Source organism: Leucobacter sp. GX24907 (genome assembly GCF_053567335.1).
On the sequence record NZ_JBSGPD010000001.1, the window covers coordinates 242,438 to 259,541 of the forward strand.

At 68.2% G+C, this 17,104-nt stretch carries 16 protein-coding genes; 12 read left to right on the forward strand and 4 right to left on the reverse strand.

The features are described from left to right. Positions 1-9 precede the first annotated feature (9 nt). The 4 genes from ACUYV6_RS01245 to ACUYV6_RS01260 are packed head-to-tail and all read left to right on the forward strand — an operon-like array spanning position 10 to position 3,867. Complete coding sequence (locus ACUYV6_RS01245) at positions 10-885, forward strand: metal ABC transporter ATP-binding protein (protein WP_449276830.1); 876 nt, start codon at positions 10-12, stop codon at positions 883-885. Continuing rightward, entirely contained in the window at positions 882-1,796 is a 915-nt protein-coding gene (locus ACUYV6_RS01250; protein ID WP_449276831.1) for a metal ABC transporter permease, read from the forward strand. Before ACUYV6_RS01245 ends, ACUYV6_RS01250 begins: the two co-directional genes overlap by 4 nt. Next, positions 1,793-2,590, forward strand: a complete 798-nt coding sequence (locus ACUYV6_RS01255; protein ID WP_449276832.1) for a metal ABC transporter permease — start codon at positions 1,793-1,795, stop codon at positions 2,588-2,590. The genes ACUYV6_RS01250 and ACUYV6_RS01255 overlap by 4 nt, the downstream gene beginning before the upstream one ends. Then, entirely contained in the window at positions 2,584-3,867 is a 1,284-nt protein-coding gene (locus tag ACUYV6_RS01260) for a threonine synthase (RefSeq protein WP_449276833.1), read from the forward strand. Before ACUYV6_RS01255 ends, ACUYV6_RS01260 begins: the two co-directional genes overlap by 7 nt. A 163-nt stretch (positions 3,868-4,030) precedes the next feature. On the opposite strand, the gene ACUYV6_RS01265 is transcribed toward ACUYV6_RS01260, so the two are convergent. Continuing rightward, entirely contained in the window at positions 4,031-6,694 is a 2,664-nt protein-coding gene (locus ACUYV6_RS01265) for an ABC transporter (protein ID WP_449276834.1), read from the reverse strand. Between the two features lie 216 nt (positions 6,695-6,910). Further along, positions 6,911-7,780, reverse strand: a complete 870-nt coding sequence (locus ACUYV6_RS01270) for an SGNH/GDSL hydrolase family protein (protein ID WP_449276835.1) — start codon at positions 7,778-7,780, stop codon at positions 6,911-6,913. A gap of 382 nt (positions 7,781-8,162) precedes the next feature. Between ACUYV6_RS01270 and ACUYV6_RS01275 the strand changes: the two genes are divergently transcribed. The 8 genes from ACUYV6_RS01275 (at position 8,163) to ACUYV6_RS01310 (ending at position 14,530) form a co-directional block, all read left to right on the forward strand. Continuing rightward, positions 8,163-8,618, forward strand: a complete 456-nt coding sequence (locus tag ACUYV6_RS01275) for a DUF3817 domain-containing protein (protein ID WP_449276836.1) — start codon at positions 8,163-8,165, stop codon at positions 8,616-8,618. A gap of 269 nt (positions 8,619-8,887) precedes the next feature. Further along, positions 8,888-9,361, forward strand: coding sequence for a GyrI-like domain-containing protein (locus ACUYV6_RS01280; protein ID WP_449276837.1), 474 nt, complete (start codon positions 8,888-8,890; stop codon positions 9,359-9,361). 263 nt (positions 9,362-9,624) lie between these two features. Further along, the gene (locus tag ACUYV6_RS01285; RefSeq protein ID WP_449276838.1) at positions 9,625-10,881 is read left to right on the forward strand and encodes a dicarboxylate/amino acid:cation symporter; all 1,257 of its coding nucleotides are present in this window, start codon (positions 9,625-9,627) and stop codon (positions 10,879-10,881) included. Positions 10,882-11,119: 238 nt separating this feature from the next. Then, complete coding sequence (gene rpmB / locus ACUYV6_RS01290) at positions 11,120-11,356, forward strand: 50S ribosomal protein L28 (protein ID WP_449276839.1); 237 nt, start codon at positions 11,120-11,122, stop codon at positions 11,354-11,356. Then, the gene (gene rpmG / locus ACUYV6_RS01295) at positions 11,356-11,523 is read left to right on the forward strand and encodes a 50S ribosomal protein L33 (protein WP_449276840.1); all 168 of its coding nucleotides are present in this window, start codon (positions 11,356-11,358) and stop codon (positions 11,521-11,523) included. The genes rpmB and rpmG overlap by 1 nt, the downstream gene beginning before the upstream one ends. Positions 11,524-11,525: 2 nt before the next feature. Then, positions 11,526-11,831, forward strand: a complete 306-nt coding sequence (rpsN, locus tag ACUYV6_RS01300; RefSeq protein WP_449276841.1) for a 30S ribosomal protein S14 — start codon at positions 11,526-11,528, stop codon at positions 11,829-11,831. Positions 11,832-12,092: 261 nt separating this feature from the next. Next, entirely contained in the window at positions 12,093-12,371 is a 279-nt protein-coding gene (locus ACUYV6_RS01305) for an HU family DNA-binding protein (protein ID WP_449276842.1), read from the forward strand. A 107-nt stretch (positions 12,372-12,478) separates the two neighbouring features. Further along, entirely contained in the window at positions 12,479-14,530 is a 2,052-nt protein-coding gene (locus ACUYV6_RS01310; RefSeq protein ID WP_449276843.1) for a cytochrome c oxidase assembly protein, read from the forward strand. On the opposite strand, the gene ACUYV6_RS01315 is transcribed toward ACUYV6_RS01310, so the two are convergent. Both ACUYV6_RS01315 and ACUYV6_RS01320 read right to left on the reverse strand, forming a co-directional pair. Then, on the reverse strand, positions 14,508-14,936 hold the full coding sequence (locus ACUYV6_RS01315; RefSeq protein WP_449276844.1) for a DUF3995 domain-containing protein: 429 nt from the start codon (positions 14,934-14,936) through the stop codon (positions 14,508-14,510). The two genes, ACUYV6_RS01310 and ACUYV6_RS01315, sit on opposite strands and share 23 nt — an antisense overlap. A gap of 32 nt (positions 14,937-14,968) precedes the next feature. Further along, positions 14,969-17,068, reverse strand: coding sequence for an oxidoreductase (locus ACUYV6_RS01320; protein WP_449276845.1), 2,100 nt, complete (start codon positions 17,066-17,068; stop codon positions 14,969-14,971). Between the last annotated feature and the right edge of the window lie 36 nt (positions 17,069-17,104).

Sequence of the window (17,104 nt, forward strand, 5' to 3'; positions counted from 1 at the left end):
TGCGATGCTGTGAACGAAGATCGCAGCGATCAGGATCGCGAAGCGCCGCACGCCGAGACGCCCGCGTGCCGGGTGTCCCCGACCTCCCCGCAGGTCGGGGACACCGCGCTCGTGCTGCGCGATGCTGCTTTCGGCTACGAGGGTCGGGCGCGGGTCGCCGGGCTGGATCTCGCAGTTCCGGCTGGCAGCGCGGTCGCGCTGATCGGCCCGAACGGGTCGGGCAAGTCCACCCTGTTGCGCGGCATCCTCGGCCTGGCGGAGCATCTCAGCGGCGAAGTCGAGGTACTCGGAACGACGCCGGCGCGTGCCAGGTCTCATATCGGAACGCTGCCTCAGGCCGATCGGCGCAATGCCGAGCTGCCGGTGACGCTGCGTCAGGTGGTCGCGATGGGGCTCTACCGCGAGCTCGGCCCGCTGCGTCCGCTCGGTCGGGCGGGGCGAGCCCGAGTCGCGGAGGCGATCGCCCGCGTGGGCCTCGCTGACTTCGCCGGGCGCCGCTTCGCCGAGCTCTCGGGCGGGCAGCAGCAGCGCGCCGTGCTCGCCCGTTCACTCGTCGGATGCCCGCAGCTGCAGTTGCTGGACGAGCCGTTCAACGGGCTCGACCGCGAGAACCGCGAAGTGCTGCTGCAGCTGGTGCGAGAGCTGCGAGACGGCGGCTGCACGGTCATCGTGTCGACGCACGATCTCGAGATCGCACGCGAGGTGTGCACCCACGTGCTGCTGCTCGCGAACGGCCATTCGCCTGAGGAGCCGGGGCACCCGGCGGCCTTCGGAACGCTGGAGGAAGCGTTGACTCTCGATGCGGTGGCGCACGCGTTCCACGACGCGACGGTCGAGCTCGACAGCCACACGGTCACCACGACGCGCGAGGTGGACGAGCCGTGATCCCGCTCGCGGCAGTGTCCGCGGCGATCACCGCGATGCCGACCCGAAGCTACGGCCTCGGCGAGATCTTCGCGCTGCCGTTCATGGAGCGGGCGCTCGTCACCGTCATCGTGCTCGCCGTTGCGGCAGGCGTCGTGGGGCTGTGCGTGAGCTTTCGCGAGCTGGAGTTCGTGAGCGACGGGTTAGTCCACGCGGTGTTTCCCGGGCTCGTGGCAGGACTCGCACTGGGCGGGTCGTCGGGCGTGCTTCCTGGAGCGCTGGTCGCCGCGCTCGTCGCGGCAGCACTCTTCACCCTGCTCGAGCGAGCCGGTGGCGTCGGATCGGATGCCGCCATCGCGGTCGTGCTGACCGGTCTGTTCAGCCTCGGAGTCGTGCTGGTGTCGCGGCAGGAGGGGTATGTCTCCCAGCTGCAGGGGCTGCTCTTCGGCAGTCTGCTGACGGTGACCCCGGCGCAGTTCTGGCAGATCCTCATCGTCGCGATCATCGCCGTCGCGATCGTCGGTGTCACCTGGAGAGCCCAGCTCTTCCGCGCCTTCGACCCAGACGGTTTCGTGGCATCCGGCTTCCGAACGCTCTCGACTGATCTGTGGCTCGCCGTCGCCGTCGCCCTGCTCGTCGTCGCCGGAGTGCAGGCGCTCGGCGTGCTGATGGTCGTCGCACTGCTGACGGTGCCGATGGCGGTATCTCGGCTCATCACGCGACGGCTCGTGTTGCTCGTTCCCATCGCGGTCACCGTGCCACTGCTCGCCGGCTTCTTCGGTCTGTGGGGCTCGTTCGTCTGGTCGGTCGATGCCGGGGCCCAGGTGTCTCCAGGATCGGTCGTCGTGCTGCTGCTCGTCGGCATGTACCTCGTGACTGCGGTCGGCGCACTCGTTCGCCGCGCCGTGCTCGCACGGAGGGCTCACGCATGAACTACCTCGCCCTCGCAGCGATCGAGCTGTCGCTCCTCGGACTCCTCGGAGGCCTCGCAGGCACGTTGATCGTGCTTCGGCGCCGCTCATTCTTCGCCGTCGCGCTGAGTCATGCGACCTTTCCCGGCGGTGTGGTGTTCGCGATCGTCGGCTGGAACCTTCTCATCGGTCAGGCGCTGTTCGCACTGCTGCTCGTGCTCGTGATGACCTGGCTCGCCCGGGTTCCCGGGCAGGGGCGACAGGTCACGAGTGGCGTCGTACTCTCCCTCGGCTTTGCGCTCGGCACGCTGCTCACGGGGTTGAACCCGGGGCTCGGGGTGCCGGTCGAGGCGCTGCTCGTGGGGTCTCCGCTGAGTGTGACGGTGAGCGACGTGCTCACCACCGCGGGGGTGCTCGTCGTCGCCGCAGCAGTCCTGCTGGTGGTGGGTCGCCGCATCCTCTTCGAGACCTTCGACCCCGTGGGCTTCCGGGCCGCCGGGTTCAGCGTGTGGCCGGTCGAGCTCGCGGTCACCGGCGTCATCGCGGCTTCCGTGGTCGCGGCAATGCCTGCAGTCGGGGCGATCTTGGGAGTGGCGATCCTCATCGCACCCGCCGCCGCGGCCCGCATCCTTGCCCCGACTATCGGGTGGATCCCGCCGCTCGCCGCACTCATCGGTATCGGGTCGGGCCTGCTCGGTCTCTGGATCTCGAGTGCGTTCGGGGTCGCTGCAGGCGGTGCGATCGGCTGCGTCGCGACGGCGGTGTTCGTCGTCGCGCTGATCCTGCGCACACGGCTACCCTTGCGGGCATGGTAGAAGCAGCAGCGCCTCCGGCTGATGAGCCGAGCGGCGACGTGACCTCCGGTGATCCGGCCGGCGCAGATCTGCCCGGCGCCGATCTGCCGGGTACCGATCCTGCCTATGTCGACCCCCGTACGGGAACGCGCTATCCGCTCGATCAACCGCGCTGGCGAGCCGAGAGCGGCGGGCCGCTGCTGATCACGCCGCAGCCGGGCATCGGCATGCACGACATCGACGCGTCGCGACGCAGCATGTGGCGGTACGGCGCAGCGCTGCCCGTCGCAGTCGCCGAGCCGATCACCCTGGGCGAGGGGTGCACGCCGCTGGTCGACGTGGAGTGGGGCGGTGCACGGGTCCGCTGCAAACTGGAGTGGTTCTCGCCATCGGGCAGCTTCAAGGATCGCGGATCGAGCGTCATGCTCTCGGTACTGCGGCAGCAGGGCGTCGATCGCGTGATCGAAGACAGTTCGGGCAACGGCGGAGCGTCCGTCGCCTGTTACGGCGCTGCCGGGGGTATCGACGTCACGGTCTTCGCGCCCGTCTCGACCTCGCCCGCGAAGCTGGTCCAAGCGCGGGCGCACGGTGCGCGAGTCGAACTCGTTGAAGGCCCGAGGGAGGCCTCGCAGCACGCCGCGATTGCGGCGGCCGATGCGGGGCAGGGGTTCTATGCGAGCCACAACTGGCAGGCGTGGTTTCTCGAGGGCACCAAGACTCTCGCCTATGAGATCTGGGAGGACCTCGGCTTCCGTGCTCCCGACAGCGTCGTGCTGCCGGTCGGCGCTGGCAGCAGCCTGCTCGGCTGCGCGTTCGGTTTCCGAGAGCTCTTGCGCTCCGGAAGCATCGATCGACTGCCGCGCCTCTACGCTGCGCAGCCGCTGAACTGCTCCCCGGTCGTCGCGGCATTCGAGGCTGCGTCGTCCCCTGCTGCGTCGTCCCCTGCTGCGTCGTCCCCTGCCGCGTCGGCGGCTGTGCGCACGGGCGTGTCACTCGACGGCAGGCCGTCACGCCCCGTGCTGCCGACCGTCGCGGAGGGCACGGCGATCCGCGATCCTCTGCGCCTGCCGCAGATGCTAGACGCCCTGCACGAGAGTCACGGCGCAGCAGTCGCGGTCAGGGAGAGCGAGATTCTGAGCGCCCGCGACGCACTTGCTCGTCGTGGCCTCCTCGCCGAGCCGACGAGCGCCGTCGCGGTCGCCGGACTCACACGGTTGCTCGAAGCGGGAGCGATCCTGCCCGAAGAGACCACGGTGGTGGTGCTCACCGGTTCGGGGCTGAAATCGCCGCCGGTGTAGCGGACCCGTCAGCACCTTGATATGGGATCAGCGCGTAGATATGCCCGAGTTCACGGATCTGGGCATATCTACGCGCTGATCCCATAGGGAAGTGCTGATCGCATGGCGACATGCTGATCCGGGAGCGCCGGACCCCGCCGAGAAGTCGGGTGAGTGCCTCTGCCTACGCTCCGAAGCGCTCGTCCAGCACCTTCGCCGTGAGACCGGAGCCGGCGGACGCGACCTCTCGAGGAGTTCCCTGCGCCTCGACCCGGCCACCATCGGGGCCCGCTCCCGGGCCGAGATCGATGAGCCAGTCGGAAGCCGCAGCCAGCTCCATGTTGTGGTCAGCCATGAGCACCGTGCCGCCCTCGTCGACGATCTGACGGAACAGCTCGCCGAGCACCCGCGCATCGCTCGGATGCAGGCCGTTCGTGGGCTCGTCGAGAATGAACAGCGAGCGATCCTTCGAACGACGTGCCCGCAACGCCGCAGCGAGCCTCAGCCGCTGCGCCTCCCCGCCCGACAGCGTCGACGTCGACTGGCCGAGCAGCAGCCCACCGAGGCCCACCCGCTGCAGCGCCTCGAAGTGGTCGGCCGCCCCCAGCTTTTCCGCGAAGATGACGGCCGCATCGTCGATCGAGAGGTCGAGCACGTCTGAGATCGTGTAGCCATCGACGGTGATCTCGAGTGTGTCAGGGGTGAAGCGCTTGCCGTCGCACTCGGGGCAGGTACCGCTCGACGCCGGCAGATGCACGAGATCGATGGTGATGACGCCGCGTCCCTCGCAGCGAGGGCAGCGTCCGTTCGCCGTGTTGAACGAGAAGCGCGAGGCCGAGTATCGGCGCGCCTTCGCCTCCGGTGTCTTCGCGAACAGCGCGCGGAACTTGTCGAAGATGCCGAGGTACGTGGCGATCACCGAGCGCGGTGTGCGCCCGATCGCGGTCTGATCGAAGCTGACGACGCGCTTGAACCCGTCGAGACCCGTCGCTGTTGCTGCCGAGAGCGCGCGTCGTTCGGCCGCATCGGCCGCCGCTTGCTCCTCATCGTCGTCGAGCAGCGAGGTCGCACCGGCTGACGCGACGAGCGTGGCGACGGATCGCAGCAGTGAACTCTTCCCGGACCCCGACACGCCCGTGACCGTCGTGAGCGCGCCGCGGGGAAAGTCGATGGCGGCATCGGCGAGGTTATTGACGGAGAGCCCTTCGACGCGGGCCCACTCGTCGAAGTCCCGCGGCTCGCGCCACGGCGACTCCGGGGGTGCGTTGCGCAGGCGGTCGGCCGTCGTGCTGCCGCCTTCGACCCCGTCCTCCTCCGCGGAGGTGGCGCCGCCGCCCGCAAGTGCGTCGGCGACCGATCCCGCAAACATCACGCGCCCCCCGCGGGCACCGCCGCCCGGGCCGAGCTCGATGACCCAGTCGCAGCGGCGCACCGTCTCCATCTCGTGCTCGACCAGCACGACCGTGTTGCCGGCGTCGCGCAGCTGCTCGATGAAGGTGAAGAGGTGGTCGGTGTCGGCCGGGTGCAGCCCTGTCGACAGTTCGTCGAAGACATAGAGCATGCCGTGCAGACCGCTGTGCAGATGTGCTGCGAGGCGCAAACGCTGGAGCTCTCCCGGGGACAGGGTCGCCGCGGAACGATTCGGCGCCAAGTAGCCGACCCCGAGTGAGTCGATGACGCTGACGCGCTTGTCGAGCTCGGCGAGCAGCAGTTCGGCGGCCTCGTGCTTCGCGGCGCTCGCCCGAGTGCCCCCGTCGTGCCCGGCCGACGCCCGCTCGTCGGCCTGCTCGGCGGCAACCGCCTCCTCCACAGTGGCGCGGATGAAGCGCGCCATGTCGGCCAGACTCCGGTGCGACACCTCGGCGATGTTCTCTCCGCCGATCGTCACCGCGAGCGCAGTCTTCGTGATCTTCGCGCCATGGCAGTCGGGGCACGGCTCATCGCTCAAGAACAGCTGGGCGCGCTCGCGAGCACTGGCGCTGCTGCCCTTCACGACAGTGTCGAGCAGGTAGCGGCGCGCGCTGCGGAACTGACCCTCGTACGGGCGGCTCGCGTCTTCGGGGCGACCGGCGTCACCCGGGCGCACCGTCACAGTGGGCATCTCGTCGGTCAGCAAGAGCCAGTCGCGGTCGGCTTGCGGCAGATCGCGCCACGGCGAATCGACGTCGTAGCCGAGCAACTCGGTCACGCGCTTGAAGTTGAGGCCGACCCAGCCGCGCGGCCAGCCCGCGATCGCGCCGTCTTTGATCGAGAGGGAATCATCGGGCACGGTGGCCTCGATGTCGATGTCGTGAATCGTGCCCTTTGCCGAACACGTCTTGCACGCCCCCTCGACGGTGTTCGGCGAGAACGCCGACGCGAGCAGTCGACTCTGCCCCTCCGGGTAGGTGCCGATGCGCGAGAACAGCACCCGCAGCAGATCGCTCACCTGCGACAGCGTGCCGACGCTGGAATGCTCGGGCGGGGTGGTCACGAGCTGCTTTACCGCGATCGCCGCGGGGAGCCCCGTGATGCGGTCGACCTGCGGCGCCGAGACCGTGCCGAGCAGGTGACGGGTGAACGGGGAGACCGACTCGAGGTAGCGACGCTGCGCCTCCGCATAGATGGTGTCGAAGGCGAGAGACGACTTGCCCGATCCTGACACACCGCAGATCGCGACGAGTTTGCCGTGGGGCACCGCGACGGTCACGTCGGCGAGGTTGTGCTCGCGAGCGCCGACGACGAGAATCTCATCGGTCCCTGCGGAGATGGTGGTGCCTGCGGTGGCGGTGGTGCCGGTTCCCGCGACGTGGCTGCCGGTGCCGGGGTTTCCCGTGACGTGAGTTCCGTCGAGTGGGGTCTGGGTCACGTGCTCTCCTCATCAGATCGGCTGTGATCACATCGAGTGTAGTCACCGCGTTCGTGTCAGTACGTTGGTCGAAGACCATCTTCCGCACCGCCCCACATCGAAATCTCCGCGATGATCGGGTGCTCCCGTGCGCAAGAGGCACTTCCGCGTTTGAGGTGCTCCGGTGTTTGAAGTGCTCCGGCGTTGGAAGTGCTTCGGCGGCTCAGGTCATGCCCGCTACCCGGCCCGCGGTTCCACGCGGACCCACTCCGGGTGTTTCGCGGAACGTCCGTCACCGCTCGAGCGACCCGTGATCCTGCGTTGCATCCAGGGCACCACGTGCTCGCGCGTGTAGGCGAGCTGCTCTCGGCGCGTCGGAGGAGCGATCGGCCGGGCGTCGGTCGCCCAGTCGTTCGGCACGGGATATCCCAGGGTGCGAAGCACGTTCGCCGCGACGCGGTGATGCCCGACCGGCGCGAGGTGCAAGCGGTCGGGCGCCCAGTACTGCCGCTGCGGCAGTTCGGCGTCGTTCCAGTTATCGACGAAGCGGATATCGAGACGCCCGGCGATCCCTCGCGCCAAACCGACGAGTGCGTCGCCCTTCAAGCGCACGCGTTCGCCGCGCGGCAATCCCGCCGTGGGATTCGGGCCGGCGAGCAGCAGCGGCTCTGCGCCGGTCTCACGGATCCTGCGCAATGCCTGCTCGGTCTCGGCGCCGATCCACGCGAGATCGGTTCTCGGGCGCAGCATGTCGTTGCCGCCGCCGTTGAAGCTCACCAGCGTAGGGCCGAGCGCGAGCGCGGGTTCGAGCTGCTCGGCGATGATCGGAGCGAGCAGACGGCCGCGAATCGCGAGGTTCGCGTACTCGATCGGTGCGCCCACCGCGTCGGCGATGCCCTGCGCCACGAGATCCGCCCAGCCCCGCACCGAGCCATCGGACCGTTCATCGCCCACGCCCTCGGTGAAGCTGTCGCCGATCGCGACGTACCTGATGGCTGCAGGCTGTGGCGGCGCTGGAGGCTGTGGCGTCGGATTCTCTGGAGCCGGATCCACTGGCGTCTCTTCTTCTGGTGACGTTTCGCCGGGTGCCGCGCTCGTGCCTGCCATTTCTCCACCCTATGCGCGACGCACCCGGTGTGCGTCGCTGTGGCCTGTGGTCTGTGATCTGACCTGTGACCTGAGTTGTGCTGTGCCCTGTCTGAGCCCTGAGCCCTGAGCCCTGAGTCCTGAGTCCTGAGTCCTGTGCCCTGTGCCCTGTGCCCTGTGCCCTGTGCCCTGTGCCCTGTGCCCGGAGCACTGCCGAGGGTCGAAAAACTCACGCTTAGGCCGAGTTATTCATGAGTCTTTCTACCCTCGCCCGGTCCGATGCGCGCTGCCTGGCGCATGCATGACTCTTGGAGCAGGCGCATGCGGGCCGACTCGCGCGCTGAGCCGATCAGATCCGCAGATCCGGCCAAATGCTCAGCGCGTCGCCGATACTGTGGTGGCCATGAGCCCACGCGTCCTCTTCCGCACCTTCGCTATCGCCGAGGTCATCACTTGGGCCGGGCTCATCGCCGCCCTGATCCTGCGCGGTACCGGCGTGACCGAGGCCGCGGTCGCGCCCGCGGGCGGTGTGCATGGATTCGTCTTCCTCGCCTATTGCGGGGTGACCGTATTCGTCTGGGTGAATCAGCGCTGGCGGCCAGCGGTCGGGCTCATCGGTCTCGCTTCGTCGGTGGTGCCGTTTGCGACGCTGCCGTTCGAGATCGTGGCGGATCGCCGCGGCCTGCTCTCCGGTGGCTGGCGATTGGCTCCCGGCGGGAATCAGCCGCACGGCCTCCTCGAGCGTCTGCAGGCCCAGATATTGCGGCGCCCGCTTGCGGCGCTGCTCGTGTTCGTGGTTGCGGTGACGGTGGTGTTCCTCGTGCTGCTCTGGCTCGGGCCTCCTGTGCCTCGGAGCTGATTGGCCACCGAGCTGATTGGCCACCGAGCTGATTGGCCACCGAGCTGATTGGCTACGGACCTGATCGGCCATTCGCGAGGCTGATCGGTCGCGGACCTGGCTGGTCACTTGCGGAGCCGCCTGATCGGTCGCGGAACTGATCGGTCACAGGCGGGCGCCCAATTCAATGGATTCCCCCGTACACTGGCCGCACCCCGGAGCACTGATGGCCGCGGCATTCCTGCCTACGGCGCTGGCGGCCGGTCGTATGTACGCGAAGGAGCGAAGACATGAACCAGGAGTCGTTCGACACCCCGGAGCTCGTCGAGCTCGATGAGCAGCACCTCGCGGTGATCCGGGCCAGGGTCGCGCTCAGCGAGATTCCGGCGCTCTTCGACCGGGCGTTTCCCGAGATCTTCGCCGCCGTTCAGCGCGCGGGTGCGCAGGTCGCCGGGCCTCCGATGGGGGTCACGCGCGGCGAGCCCGACGAGACGCTCGATCTCGCAGCCGCCGTGCCGCTGGCCGCGCCCTTCGAGTCGGATGGAGAGGTGCAGCCCGAGACGATCCCTGCCGGGCGGGCAGCGCGCATGCTGGTGCGCGGCGACTATGCCCGGCTCAGCGCCGCCTACGAGCACCTCCTCAATTGGGTGGAGGCGGAGGATCTCGAGCCGATAGGTCTCGCCTGGGAGCAGTACCTGACGGAACCTGAGCCGGGAGGGGACCCCGCGCGCAACGAGACGCTGTTGGTCGTCGCCGTGCGGTGACGCACGACTCGGTTCACGCACGTGGGTCGGCACGGCGAGGCATAGCAACCCGAAACTCGGAACCCCGTGGGTCGGCAATCCGAAACTCGGAACCCCGAGGCGCGGAACCCCGAGGCTCGGAACCCCGCGGCTCGGCCCGCGTCGACGCGCTTGCTGTCGATCACCTACGATGAGACGGTTTGCGTCGTCGGCGAGTCCGTACGAGCGCCTACGTTCGATTCGCGCTGCTCGACAGAGCGCGCGTCCGACGACAGAAAGCACCCATGGACATTCTTCGCAGGATCCCGCTGCTCGGCTGGATCATCATCGCCATCGTTCTCGGCATCGTGACCGGCCCGTTCATGCCCGATTGGCTGGGCAACGGCTTCATGACGTACAACTCGATCTTCTCCGGGTTCCTCGGGTTCGTCGTGCCGTTGATCATCGCGGGGCTCGTGACTCCCGCGATCGCGGAGCTCGGCCGCGGGGCGGGGAAGTGGCTCGGCATCACCGCTGTCTTCGCCTACGGTTCGACCATCGTTGCAGGTCTCTTGGCCTACGGTGTCAGCCGTTGGGCGCTGGCGCCGTCGCTCTCGGGCGGCGGGCTCAGCCAGATCGGTGGCGGTGACACGCATTTCTCGCCCTACTTCGCGGTCGTCAATGCTCCTGGCGAGGGCGCGACTGAGATCGTGCTCATGCCGTTCCTCGACGTGATGACGGCTCTGGTGCTCGCGTTCGTGCTCGGGATCGGCCTGGCCTCGATCAAGAACTCCGTCATGCTGCGCGCCGCGGTCGAGTTCCGCACGATCGTCGAGGCGCTGATCCGCCGGGTCGTCGTCCCTGCCCTGCCGCTCTTCATCTTCGGCATCTTCATGGATCTTTCGCACAGCGGCGCTGTCGCCGAAGTGCTCGAGACCTTCCTGCTCGTCGTGGTCGTGTCGTTCGCGCTGACGTTCGCGGTATTGATCCTGCAGTACTCGACGGCAGGACTTGTCGCGCGCCGGAACCCGTTCTCGGCGCTGTGGGGGATGCGCGACGCGTACTTCACCGCGCTCGGCACCTCGTCGTCGGCCGCGACCATCCCGGTCACCCTGGCATCTGTGCGCAAGCTGGGGGTGAGCGATTCGGTCGCCGGCTTCGTCGTGCCGCTGGGGGCGACGATCCACCTCTCCGGATCGATGGTGAAGATCACCTGCTTCTCGATCGCGATCCTGCTGCTCAGCGGCGGCGATGTCTCGTTCGGCGCGTACGTCCCCTTCATCCTGATGCTCGGCGTGATGATGGTGGCGGCTCCCGGCGTGCCCGGCGGTGCGATCGCGGCGGCGGCCGGTCTGCTGACCCAGATGCTCGGCTTCGGCCAGGTCGAGGTCGGCCTCATGTTCGCGACCTACATCGCGCTCGACAGCTTCGGCACCGCGACCAACGTCACGGGGGACGGGGCGATCGCGCTGATCATGAACAGGCTCACGAAGGGCAGGATCGGCGGTGCCGAGCGCGCCGACGATCAGGAGGCAGCCGTAAGCACCGGCGAGCGGCAGTAGGCGCCGGCGAGTGGCAGGCGCCGGGGATCCGGGCACGCAGGGCTGCCGGGCCGCGACACGCCCGGCTTGTGACGATCCGCGATCCTGAGCTAAGATCGATCCCTGGCTGTGCGCCGTCCCAGCGCCCAGACCGCGGGATCCAACAACCGAACTGTCGAATGCGCCGCAAACGGCAGGATCCTGCAGACAAGAAATCTTGGGTGAGGCCGTCCGGTCTCACGGTATGAGAGGAAACACCATGGCAGCAGTGTGCCAGGTGACCGGAGCCGTTCCCGGCTTCGGACACAACATTTCGCACTCGCACCGCCGCACCAAGCGTCGGTTCGATCCCAACATCCAGAAGAAGGCCTACTTCGTGCCCTCGCTCGGCCGCAAGGTGACCCTCACCCTGTCGGCTAAGGGCATCAAGGTCATCGATGCTCGTGGCATCGAGGCCGTGGTCGCCGACCTCCAGAAGCGCGGGGTGAAGCTCTAATGGCAAAGCAGCAGGACGTCCGTCCGATCATCAAGCTCAAGTCGACGGCAGGTACCGGGTTCACCTACGTGACCAAGAAGAACCGTCGCAACACCCCCGACCGTCTCGTGCTCAAGAAGTACGACCCGGTGGTCCGCAAGCACGTCGACTTCCGAGAGGAGCGCTAATCATGGCAAAGAAGAGCATGATTGCGAAGAACAAGCAGCGCCAGGAGGTCGTCGCCCGCTACGCCGAGCGCCGCGCCGAGCTGAAGAAGGCCCTCGTGGACCCGAACGGGACCGACGAGAGCCGCGAGGCCGCCCGCGTCGGCCTGCAGAAGCTTCCCCGTGACGCTTCGCCGGTGCGCGTGCGCAGCCGCGACGTCATCGACGGCCGCCCCCGCGGTGTGCTGTCGAAGTACGGCGTGTCGCGTGTGCGTTTCCGCGACATGGCGCACCGTGGCGAGCTGCCCGGCATCACCAAGTCGAGCTGGTAAGCCGCCACTCATCGACTTCTGTCGTCAGAAACGGGCGTGGATCCTTCGGGAACCGCGCCCGTTTCGCGTTTTCCGGGCCTGCAGCGTTCTCTGAGGGCGAATTTCAGGGCCAGAGTGAGGAAAATCTGCAGTAAATCGGCATCATTCTGCCGATGTGAGATAGATTCGTACTCGATCAACCGATCGCTTCCTCGTTCGCGGGGAGGCACCTGTATTCGATCAGGCGCCAGCGGCCGTTGCCCGACGCCCGGAAGGACCAACATGTCACTCAACAAGACTGAGCTCATCGCGAAGATCGCCGCCGAGACCGGCCAGAGCCAGGCCACCGTGTCGAGCGTTGTCGACGGCTTCTTCGCCGCCGTCTCCGAGACCGTCGCTTCGGGCGAGAAGGTTTCGATCCCCGGCTGGCTCTCCTTCGAGAGCGCGACCACCGCTGCTCGCACCGGCCGCAACCCGCGCACCGGCGACACCATCGAGATCCCCGCTGGCAAGCGCGTCAAGGTCTCGGTCGGCAGCAAGCTCAAGGCTGCCGTCAAGTAAGCTTCGGCCTTCCTGTTCACCACCCTCGGGGCGCTTCGGCGCCCCGAGGGTGGTGTTGTTTGAGGGGGTTCGCCTTCCCCTCAGCGCACTGGGCGTAGGCTGGTTGGGTGCCCCGATATCTGCGCATTCTCGCCCCCGCCGCGCTGCTCGCAGCGACGCTCGTGGCACTTCTGGTGGGGCTCGCCGTGGGTGGTGCCGCCGATGAGCGTACGCTGCTCGATCCGGGTGACGTGGTGCGTTACGGTATTCCGGCATCGCGCACCCTGGTCAACATTGCGATCGCCGGCCTGATCGGCGCGTTGGTCATGGCCGTGTGGGCCCTGTCCGATGCGCGACGCGAGTACCGCTTCGTCATGGATTTCGCGGCTGCCTCGTCGGCGCTGTTGACGGTGGCTGCTGCGGCGACGCTCATCTTCACCTATGTCGATGTTTCAGGCCTCCCGTTCTCGGGTGATGCGGCATTCGGGGCGGGCCTCGCCCAGTTCGTCACGGAGATCGAGCTCGGCACGCTCTGGCTGCTGGAGTTGCTCCTCGCTGCCATCACGACCGTGCTCTGTTTTGCGATCCGAGAGCGCCGGATGACGCTGGTCGCGCTCGTGCTGGGTCTTGCGACGACTGTGCCGCTCGCGCAGCAGGGCCATGCGGCCGGCGCCTCCGGGCATGCCCAAGCGGTGAACTCGTTGCTCGTGCACCTGTTGGGCGCGGCGGTCTGGCTCGGCGGTCTGCTGGTGCTGGCGGTGCTTGCGGCCTCGACAGATCGGGATCGCCTCGCCGTGCTCACGCGCCGCTACTCGACGCTCGCGCTGCTCGCATTCGTCGCCGTCGCTTCGTCTGGCGTGGTGAGCGCGTGGCTGCGCATCGGCACCCTCGACGCGCTCTTCGGCACCGGCTACGGCACGCTGGTGCTGCTGAAGACTGCGGCGCTCGTCGTGCTCGGTGTGTTCGGTGCGCTGCAGCGCAGCTGGTTGATCCCGCGCATCTCTGAGTCTTCTGGCGCCGGGAGCGGTAAGGCTGCTGCGGGCGGTGGCGGATCGGCGCGGCGCCTGGTCGGGATGCGCGCGTTCGCGTGGCTTGCCGTCTGCGAACTCGCGATCATGGGAGTCGCGAGCGGTATCGCAGGTGCGCTCGGGCGTACGGAGACGCCGCAGTCGTTGGAGCCGGCGCGCGAGAGCGGCGGGCAGGTGTCGCCCGCGGAGTGGTTGACCGGTGATCCGCTGCCCCCGGAGCTCGACTTCGCGGGCTACTTCACGTCATGGAAGTTCGATCTCGCCTGGACACTCGTGTGCGTCGCCGGGCTGGTGTTCTATCTGGGTGGTGTGATCCGTCTCGCGCGGCGGGGGGATCGCTGGCCGATTGCGCGCACCATCCCCTGGCTGCTCGGTATCGCGCTGCTCGCCTATACGACGAACGGCGCGTTCAACGTGTATGAGCAGTACATGTTCAGCGTGCACATGCTGGGTCACATGCTGCTGACGATGCTGATTCCGCTGCTGCTCGTGCTGGGTGCACCCGTCACGCTGCTGCTGCGAGCGGTGCACAAGCGGGAGGACGGTTCGTGGGGCGGTCGTGAGTGGGTGCTGTGGGCAGTGCAGACGCCGTACTCGAAGCTCATCACGCATCCTGCGGTCGCGGCGGTCGTGTTCGCCGGATCGCTGTGGGTCTTCTACTTCACGCCGCTGTTCCGGTGGGCGATGGTCGAGCACCTGGGGCATCAGTGGATGATCATCCACTTCCTCATCTCCGGGTACCTCTTCGCCCTGTCAATGATCGGCATCGACCCGGTGCCGTATCGATTCCCCTACCCGCTGCGCATCGTGACGCTCTTCGCGACCATGGCTTCGCACGCCTTCTTCGGCGTCACGATCATGACGGGTGATGCACTCATGCTCGCCGATTGGTTCGGGGCAATGGGCCGTACGTGGGGCGCGACGCCGCTTGAAGATCAGGCGACGGGCGGGGGCATCGCGTGGGGCATCGGTGAGCTTCCGACGCTCGCGCTGGCGCTGATCGTGGCGGTGCAGTGGTCGCGCAGCGACACGAAGGAGCAGAAGCGGAAGGATCGCGCGGCCGATCGCTCGGGCGACGCCGAGCTCGAAGCCTACAACGCGATGCTCGCGGACCAGGCGCGCCGAGATGCTAGGAGCGGCGGGCGCCGATGAGCACCGCGATCCCGAGTGTCGAGCAGAACGGTCGATAGAACCGACGATCCAGTTCGTTGAAGCGCTTGCCGCCTTCCGGGAGGCCGAGCGTGCGCAACGCGGCTTCTCCGCCGGCAGCGCCGCGTACGAGCAGCAGGAGCCCGATTACTCGCCTGAGTCCGACTGCCACGCGGCCCTCTCCGAGCCCGCCCGCAACCACTGCGGCGCCGGAGAAGGCTGCACCGGAGACGACCCAGGCGGCTTCGGCGCTCGGCATCGCCTTCGCGCTGCCGACGACTGCCTTGCCCAGCTGTTTCCGGTTCTTCGCAGGCCAAGACGAACCCGCGCCCCACATGGCGTGGAGTACGCCGACCGAGGTGAGACCCGCCCATCCGACGAGCCGTGCTGTGCGTTTCACGAATCCCATGGCCACACCCTACGGACTGCTCCTGAGAGGGTCTACAGCGCGGCCGCGGTCTCGGTGCCCTGCCTGATCGCGCGTTGTGCATCGAGTTCGCCCGCGAGCAGCGCGCCCCCGATCACGCGCGGCGCGATCCCGAACCCCTCGAGAGCCGCGGCAAGCCCGTTCACCGATTCCTGCCCCGTGCACAGCACGATCGTGTCGGCCTGCAGCAGCCGTGACTCGCCGTCGATGGTGATGCGGATGCCGCCGGGCACGATCTCGTCGTAGCGAACTCCGGCGATCGCCTCGACGCCGCGCCGTTGTACTTCTGCGCGGTGGATCCATCCGGTCGTGAGGCCGAGCGATGACCCCGGCCGGCTGGTCTTGCGCTGCAGCATGGTGATGCTGCGCGGGCTCGCCGCGAAGTGTGGGCGGGTGAGCGCGCCCGCTGCGGAAGGATCATCGCTGATGCCCCACTCGCGTGCGAACTGGATTGGCTCGACCGGCGGATGCCCGGGGGCGCGGGAGAGGAACTCGGCGACATCGAAGCCGATGCCGCCGGCACCGAGAATCACGATGCGTTGGCCGACTGAGTGCTCGCCGCGCAGCACTCGCGCGTAGTCGGCCACATGCGGCAGCTCGACGCCCGCGATCTCCGGCACTCGGGGTGCGACTCCCGTGGCCACGATGACCTCGTCGAACTCGGATCTCGCGAGGTCTGCGGGATCCGCCTGCCGGCCGAGATGAAGCCGCACGCCGAGGCGCTCGATCGTGGCGGAGAAGTAGCGCAGCGTCTCCGAGAACTCCTCCTTGCCGGGGATGCGTCGTGCCAGATCGAACTGCCCGCCGATCTCATCGCGCTGTTCGAACAGCTCGACCTCGTGGCCGCGTTCGGCGGCCGCGGTCGCTGCGGCCAGCCCGGCCGGGCCCGCGCCGATGACGGCGACGCGTTTGCGAGATGCCGCGGAGCCGCCCTCGGGGCTACTGATCGTGGCGGTGGTCGAGATGCGGGTCGTCGTCGCGGCGCTGCTGACGGGCGTGAGCACGAGTTCGGTTTCGCGTCCCGCGCGGGGGTTCACGAGGCAGGTTGCGATGCGGCCGGCGAAGATGTGATCGAGGCAGGCCTGGTTGCAGGCGATGCAGGTGTTGACGAGGTCGGTGTCGCCGCGTTCGGCCTTGCGCACGAACGCCGCATCGGCGAGCAGGGGGCGGGCCAGTGAGACGAGTTCGGCGTCGCCGCGCGTCAGCAGTTGCTCGGCCGTTTCGGGGGTGTTGATGCGATTCGATGCTGCGACCGGCACGCCGACTCGGGCAGCGAGTTCGTGTGTGAATGAGGCGAAGGCGGCTCGCGGAACGCTCGTCGCAATCGTCGGGATCCGCGCCTCATGCCAGCCGATTCCGGTGACGAAGAGGTCGACTCCCAGACCTTCGAGCTGCGCAGCGAGGGTGAGCGAGTCTGCGAGGGCACTGCCGCCGGGGACGAGGTCGGCGAGCGAGACCCGGTACGAGAGCAGTGCGTCGGGGCCGATCGCGTCGCGCACCGCTGCGGTCACGGCAAGGGGGAAAGTGCGCCGCCGATCGACATCACCTCCCCACGCGTCATCCCGAGCGTTGGTGGCCTCGGCGAGGAACTCGTTGAGCAGATACCCCTCCGAGCCCATGATCTCGACACCGTCGTATCCAGCCGCCACGGCGAGGCGAGCCGCTTGGGCGAAGTCGCCGACCGTGCGGCGCACGTCGGCATCACTCAGCTCGCGCGGCGTGAAGCGATTGATGGGCGCACGGATCGCGCTCGGTCCGACGAGTTCTTCGTGCGCGGCGTACCGCCCGGCGTGCAGCAACTGGAGCAGGATCAGCCCGCCCTCGGCGTGGACCGCGTCGGCGACGAGACGGTGCTGCTCGAGCAGCTCGTCGTCATCGGAGAGCACCGCGCCGTGCTCAGTCAGACGTCCTTCGCCGTTGGGGGAGACGCCGCCGGTCACGATCAGGCCGATGCCTCCGCGTACCCGTTCGGCGTAGAACGCAGCCATGCGCTCGAAGCCGCCCGGCGCCTCCTCGAGGCCGAGGTGCATCGAACCCATGATGGCGCGGTTGGGCAGGGTGCGGCTGCCGATGCGCACCGGTGACAGCAGGGTGGGATAGCGGGGGTGGGGCATGCGGCACAGTATCGCGTCGACTCTCGGCGGGCGTCC

What these genes read in the sequence shown, in the direction of transcription:
- ACUYV6_RS01255 (WP_449276832.1), top strand. Translation starts at nt 1,793, where the DNA reads ATGAACTACCTCGCCCTCGCAGCGATCGAGCTGTCGCTCCTCGGACTC.
- ACUYV6_RS01260 (WP_449276833.1), top strand. Translation starts at nt 2,584, where the DNA reads ATGGTAGAAGCAGCAGCGCCTCCGGCTGATGAGCCGAGCGGCGACGTG.
- ACUYV6_RS01270 (WP_449276835.1), bottom strand. Translation starts at nt 7,780, where the DNA reads ATGGCAGGCACGAGCGCGGCACCCGGCGAAACGTCACCAGAAGAAGAG.
- ACUYV6_RS01275 (WP_449276836.1), top strand. Translation starts at nt 8,163, where the DNA reads ATGAGCCCACGCGTCCTCTTCCGCACCTTCGCTATCGCCGAGGTCATC.
- ACUYV6_RS01280 (WP_449276837.1), top strand. Translation starts at nt 8,888, where the DNA reads ATGAACCAGGAGTCGTTCGACACCCCGGAGCTCGTCGAGCTCGATGAG.
- ACUYV6_RS01285 (WP_449276838.1), top strand. Translation starts at nt 9,625, where the DNA reads ATGGACATTCTTCGCAGGATCCCGCTGCTCGGCTGGATCATCATCGCC.
- rpmB (WP_449276839.1), top strand. Translation starts at nt 11,120, where the DNA reads ATGGCAGCAGTGTGCCAGGTGACCGGAGCCGTTCCCGGCTTCGGACAC.
- rpmG (WP_449276840.1), top strand. Translation starts at nt 11,356, where the DNA reads ATGGCAAAGCAGCAGGACGTCCGTCCGATCATCAAGCTCAAGTCGACG.
- rpsN (WP_449276841.1), top strand. Translation starts at nt 11,526, where the DNA reads ATGGCAAAGAAGAGCATGATTGCGAAGAACAAGCAGCGCCAGGAGGTC.
- ACUYV6_RS01305 (WP_449276842.1), top strand. Translation starts at nt 12,093, where the DNA reads ATGTCACTCAACAAGACTGAGCTCATCGCGAAGATCGCCGCCGAGACC.
- ACUYV6_RS01315 (WP_449276844.1), bottom strand. Translation starts at nt 14,936, where the DNA reads ATGGGATTCGTGAAACGCACAGCACGGCTCGTCGGATGGGCGGGTCTC.
- ACUYV6_RS01320 (WP_449276845.1), bottom strand. Translation starts at nt 17,068, where the DNA reads ATGCCCCACCCCCGCTATCCCACCCTGCTGTCACCGGTGCGCATCGGC.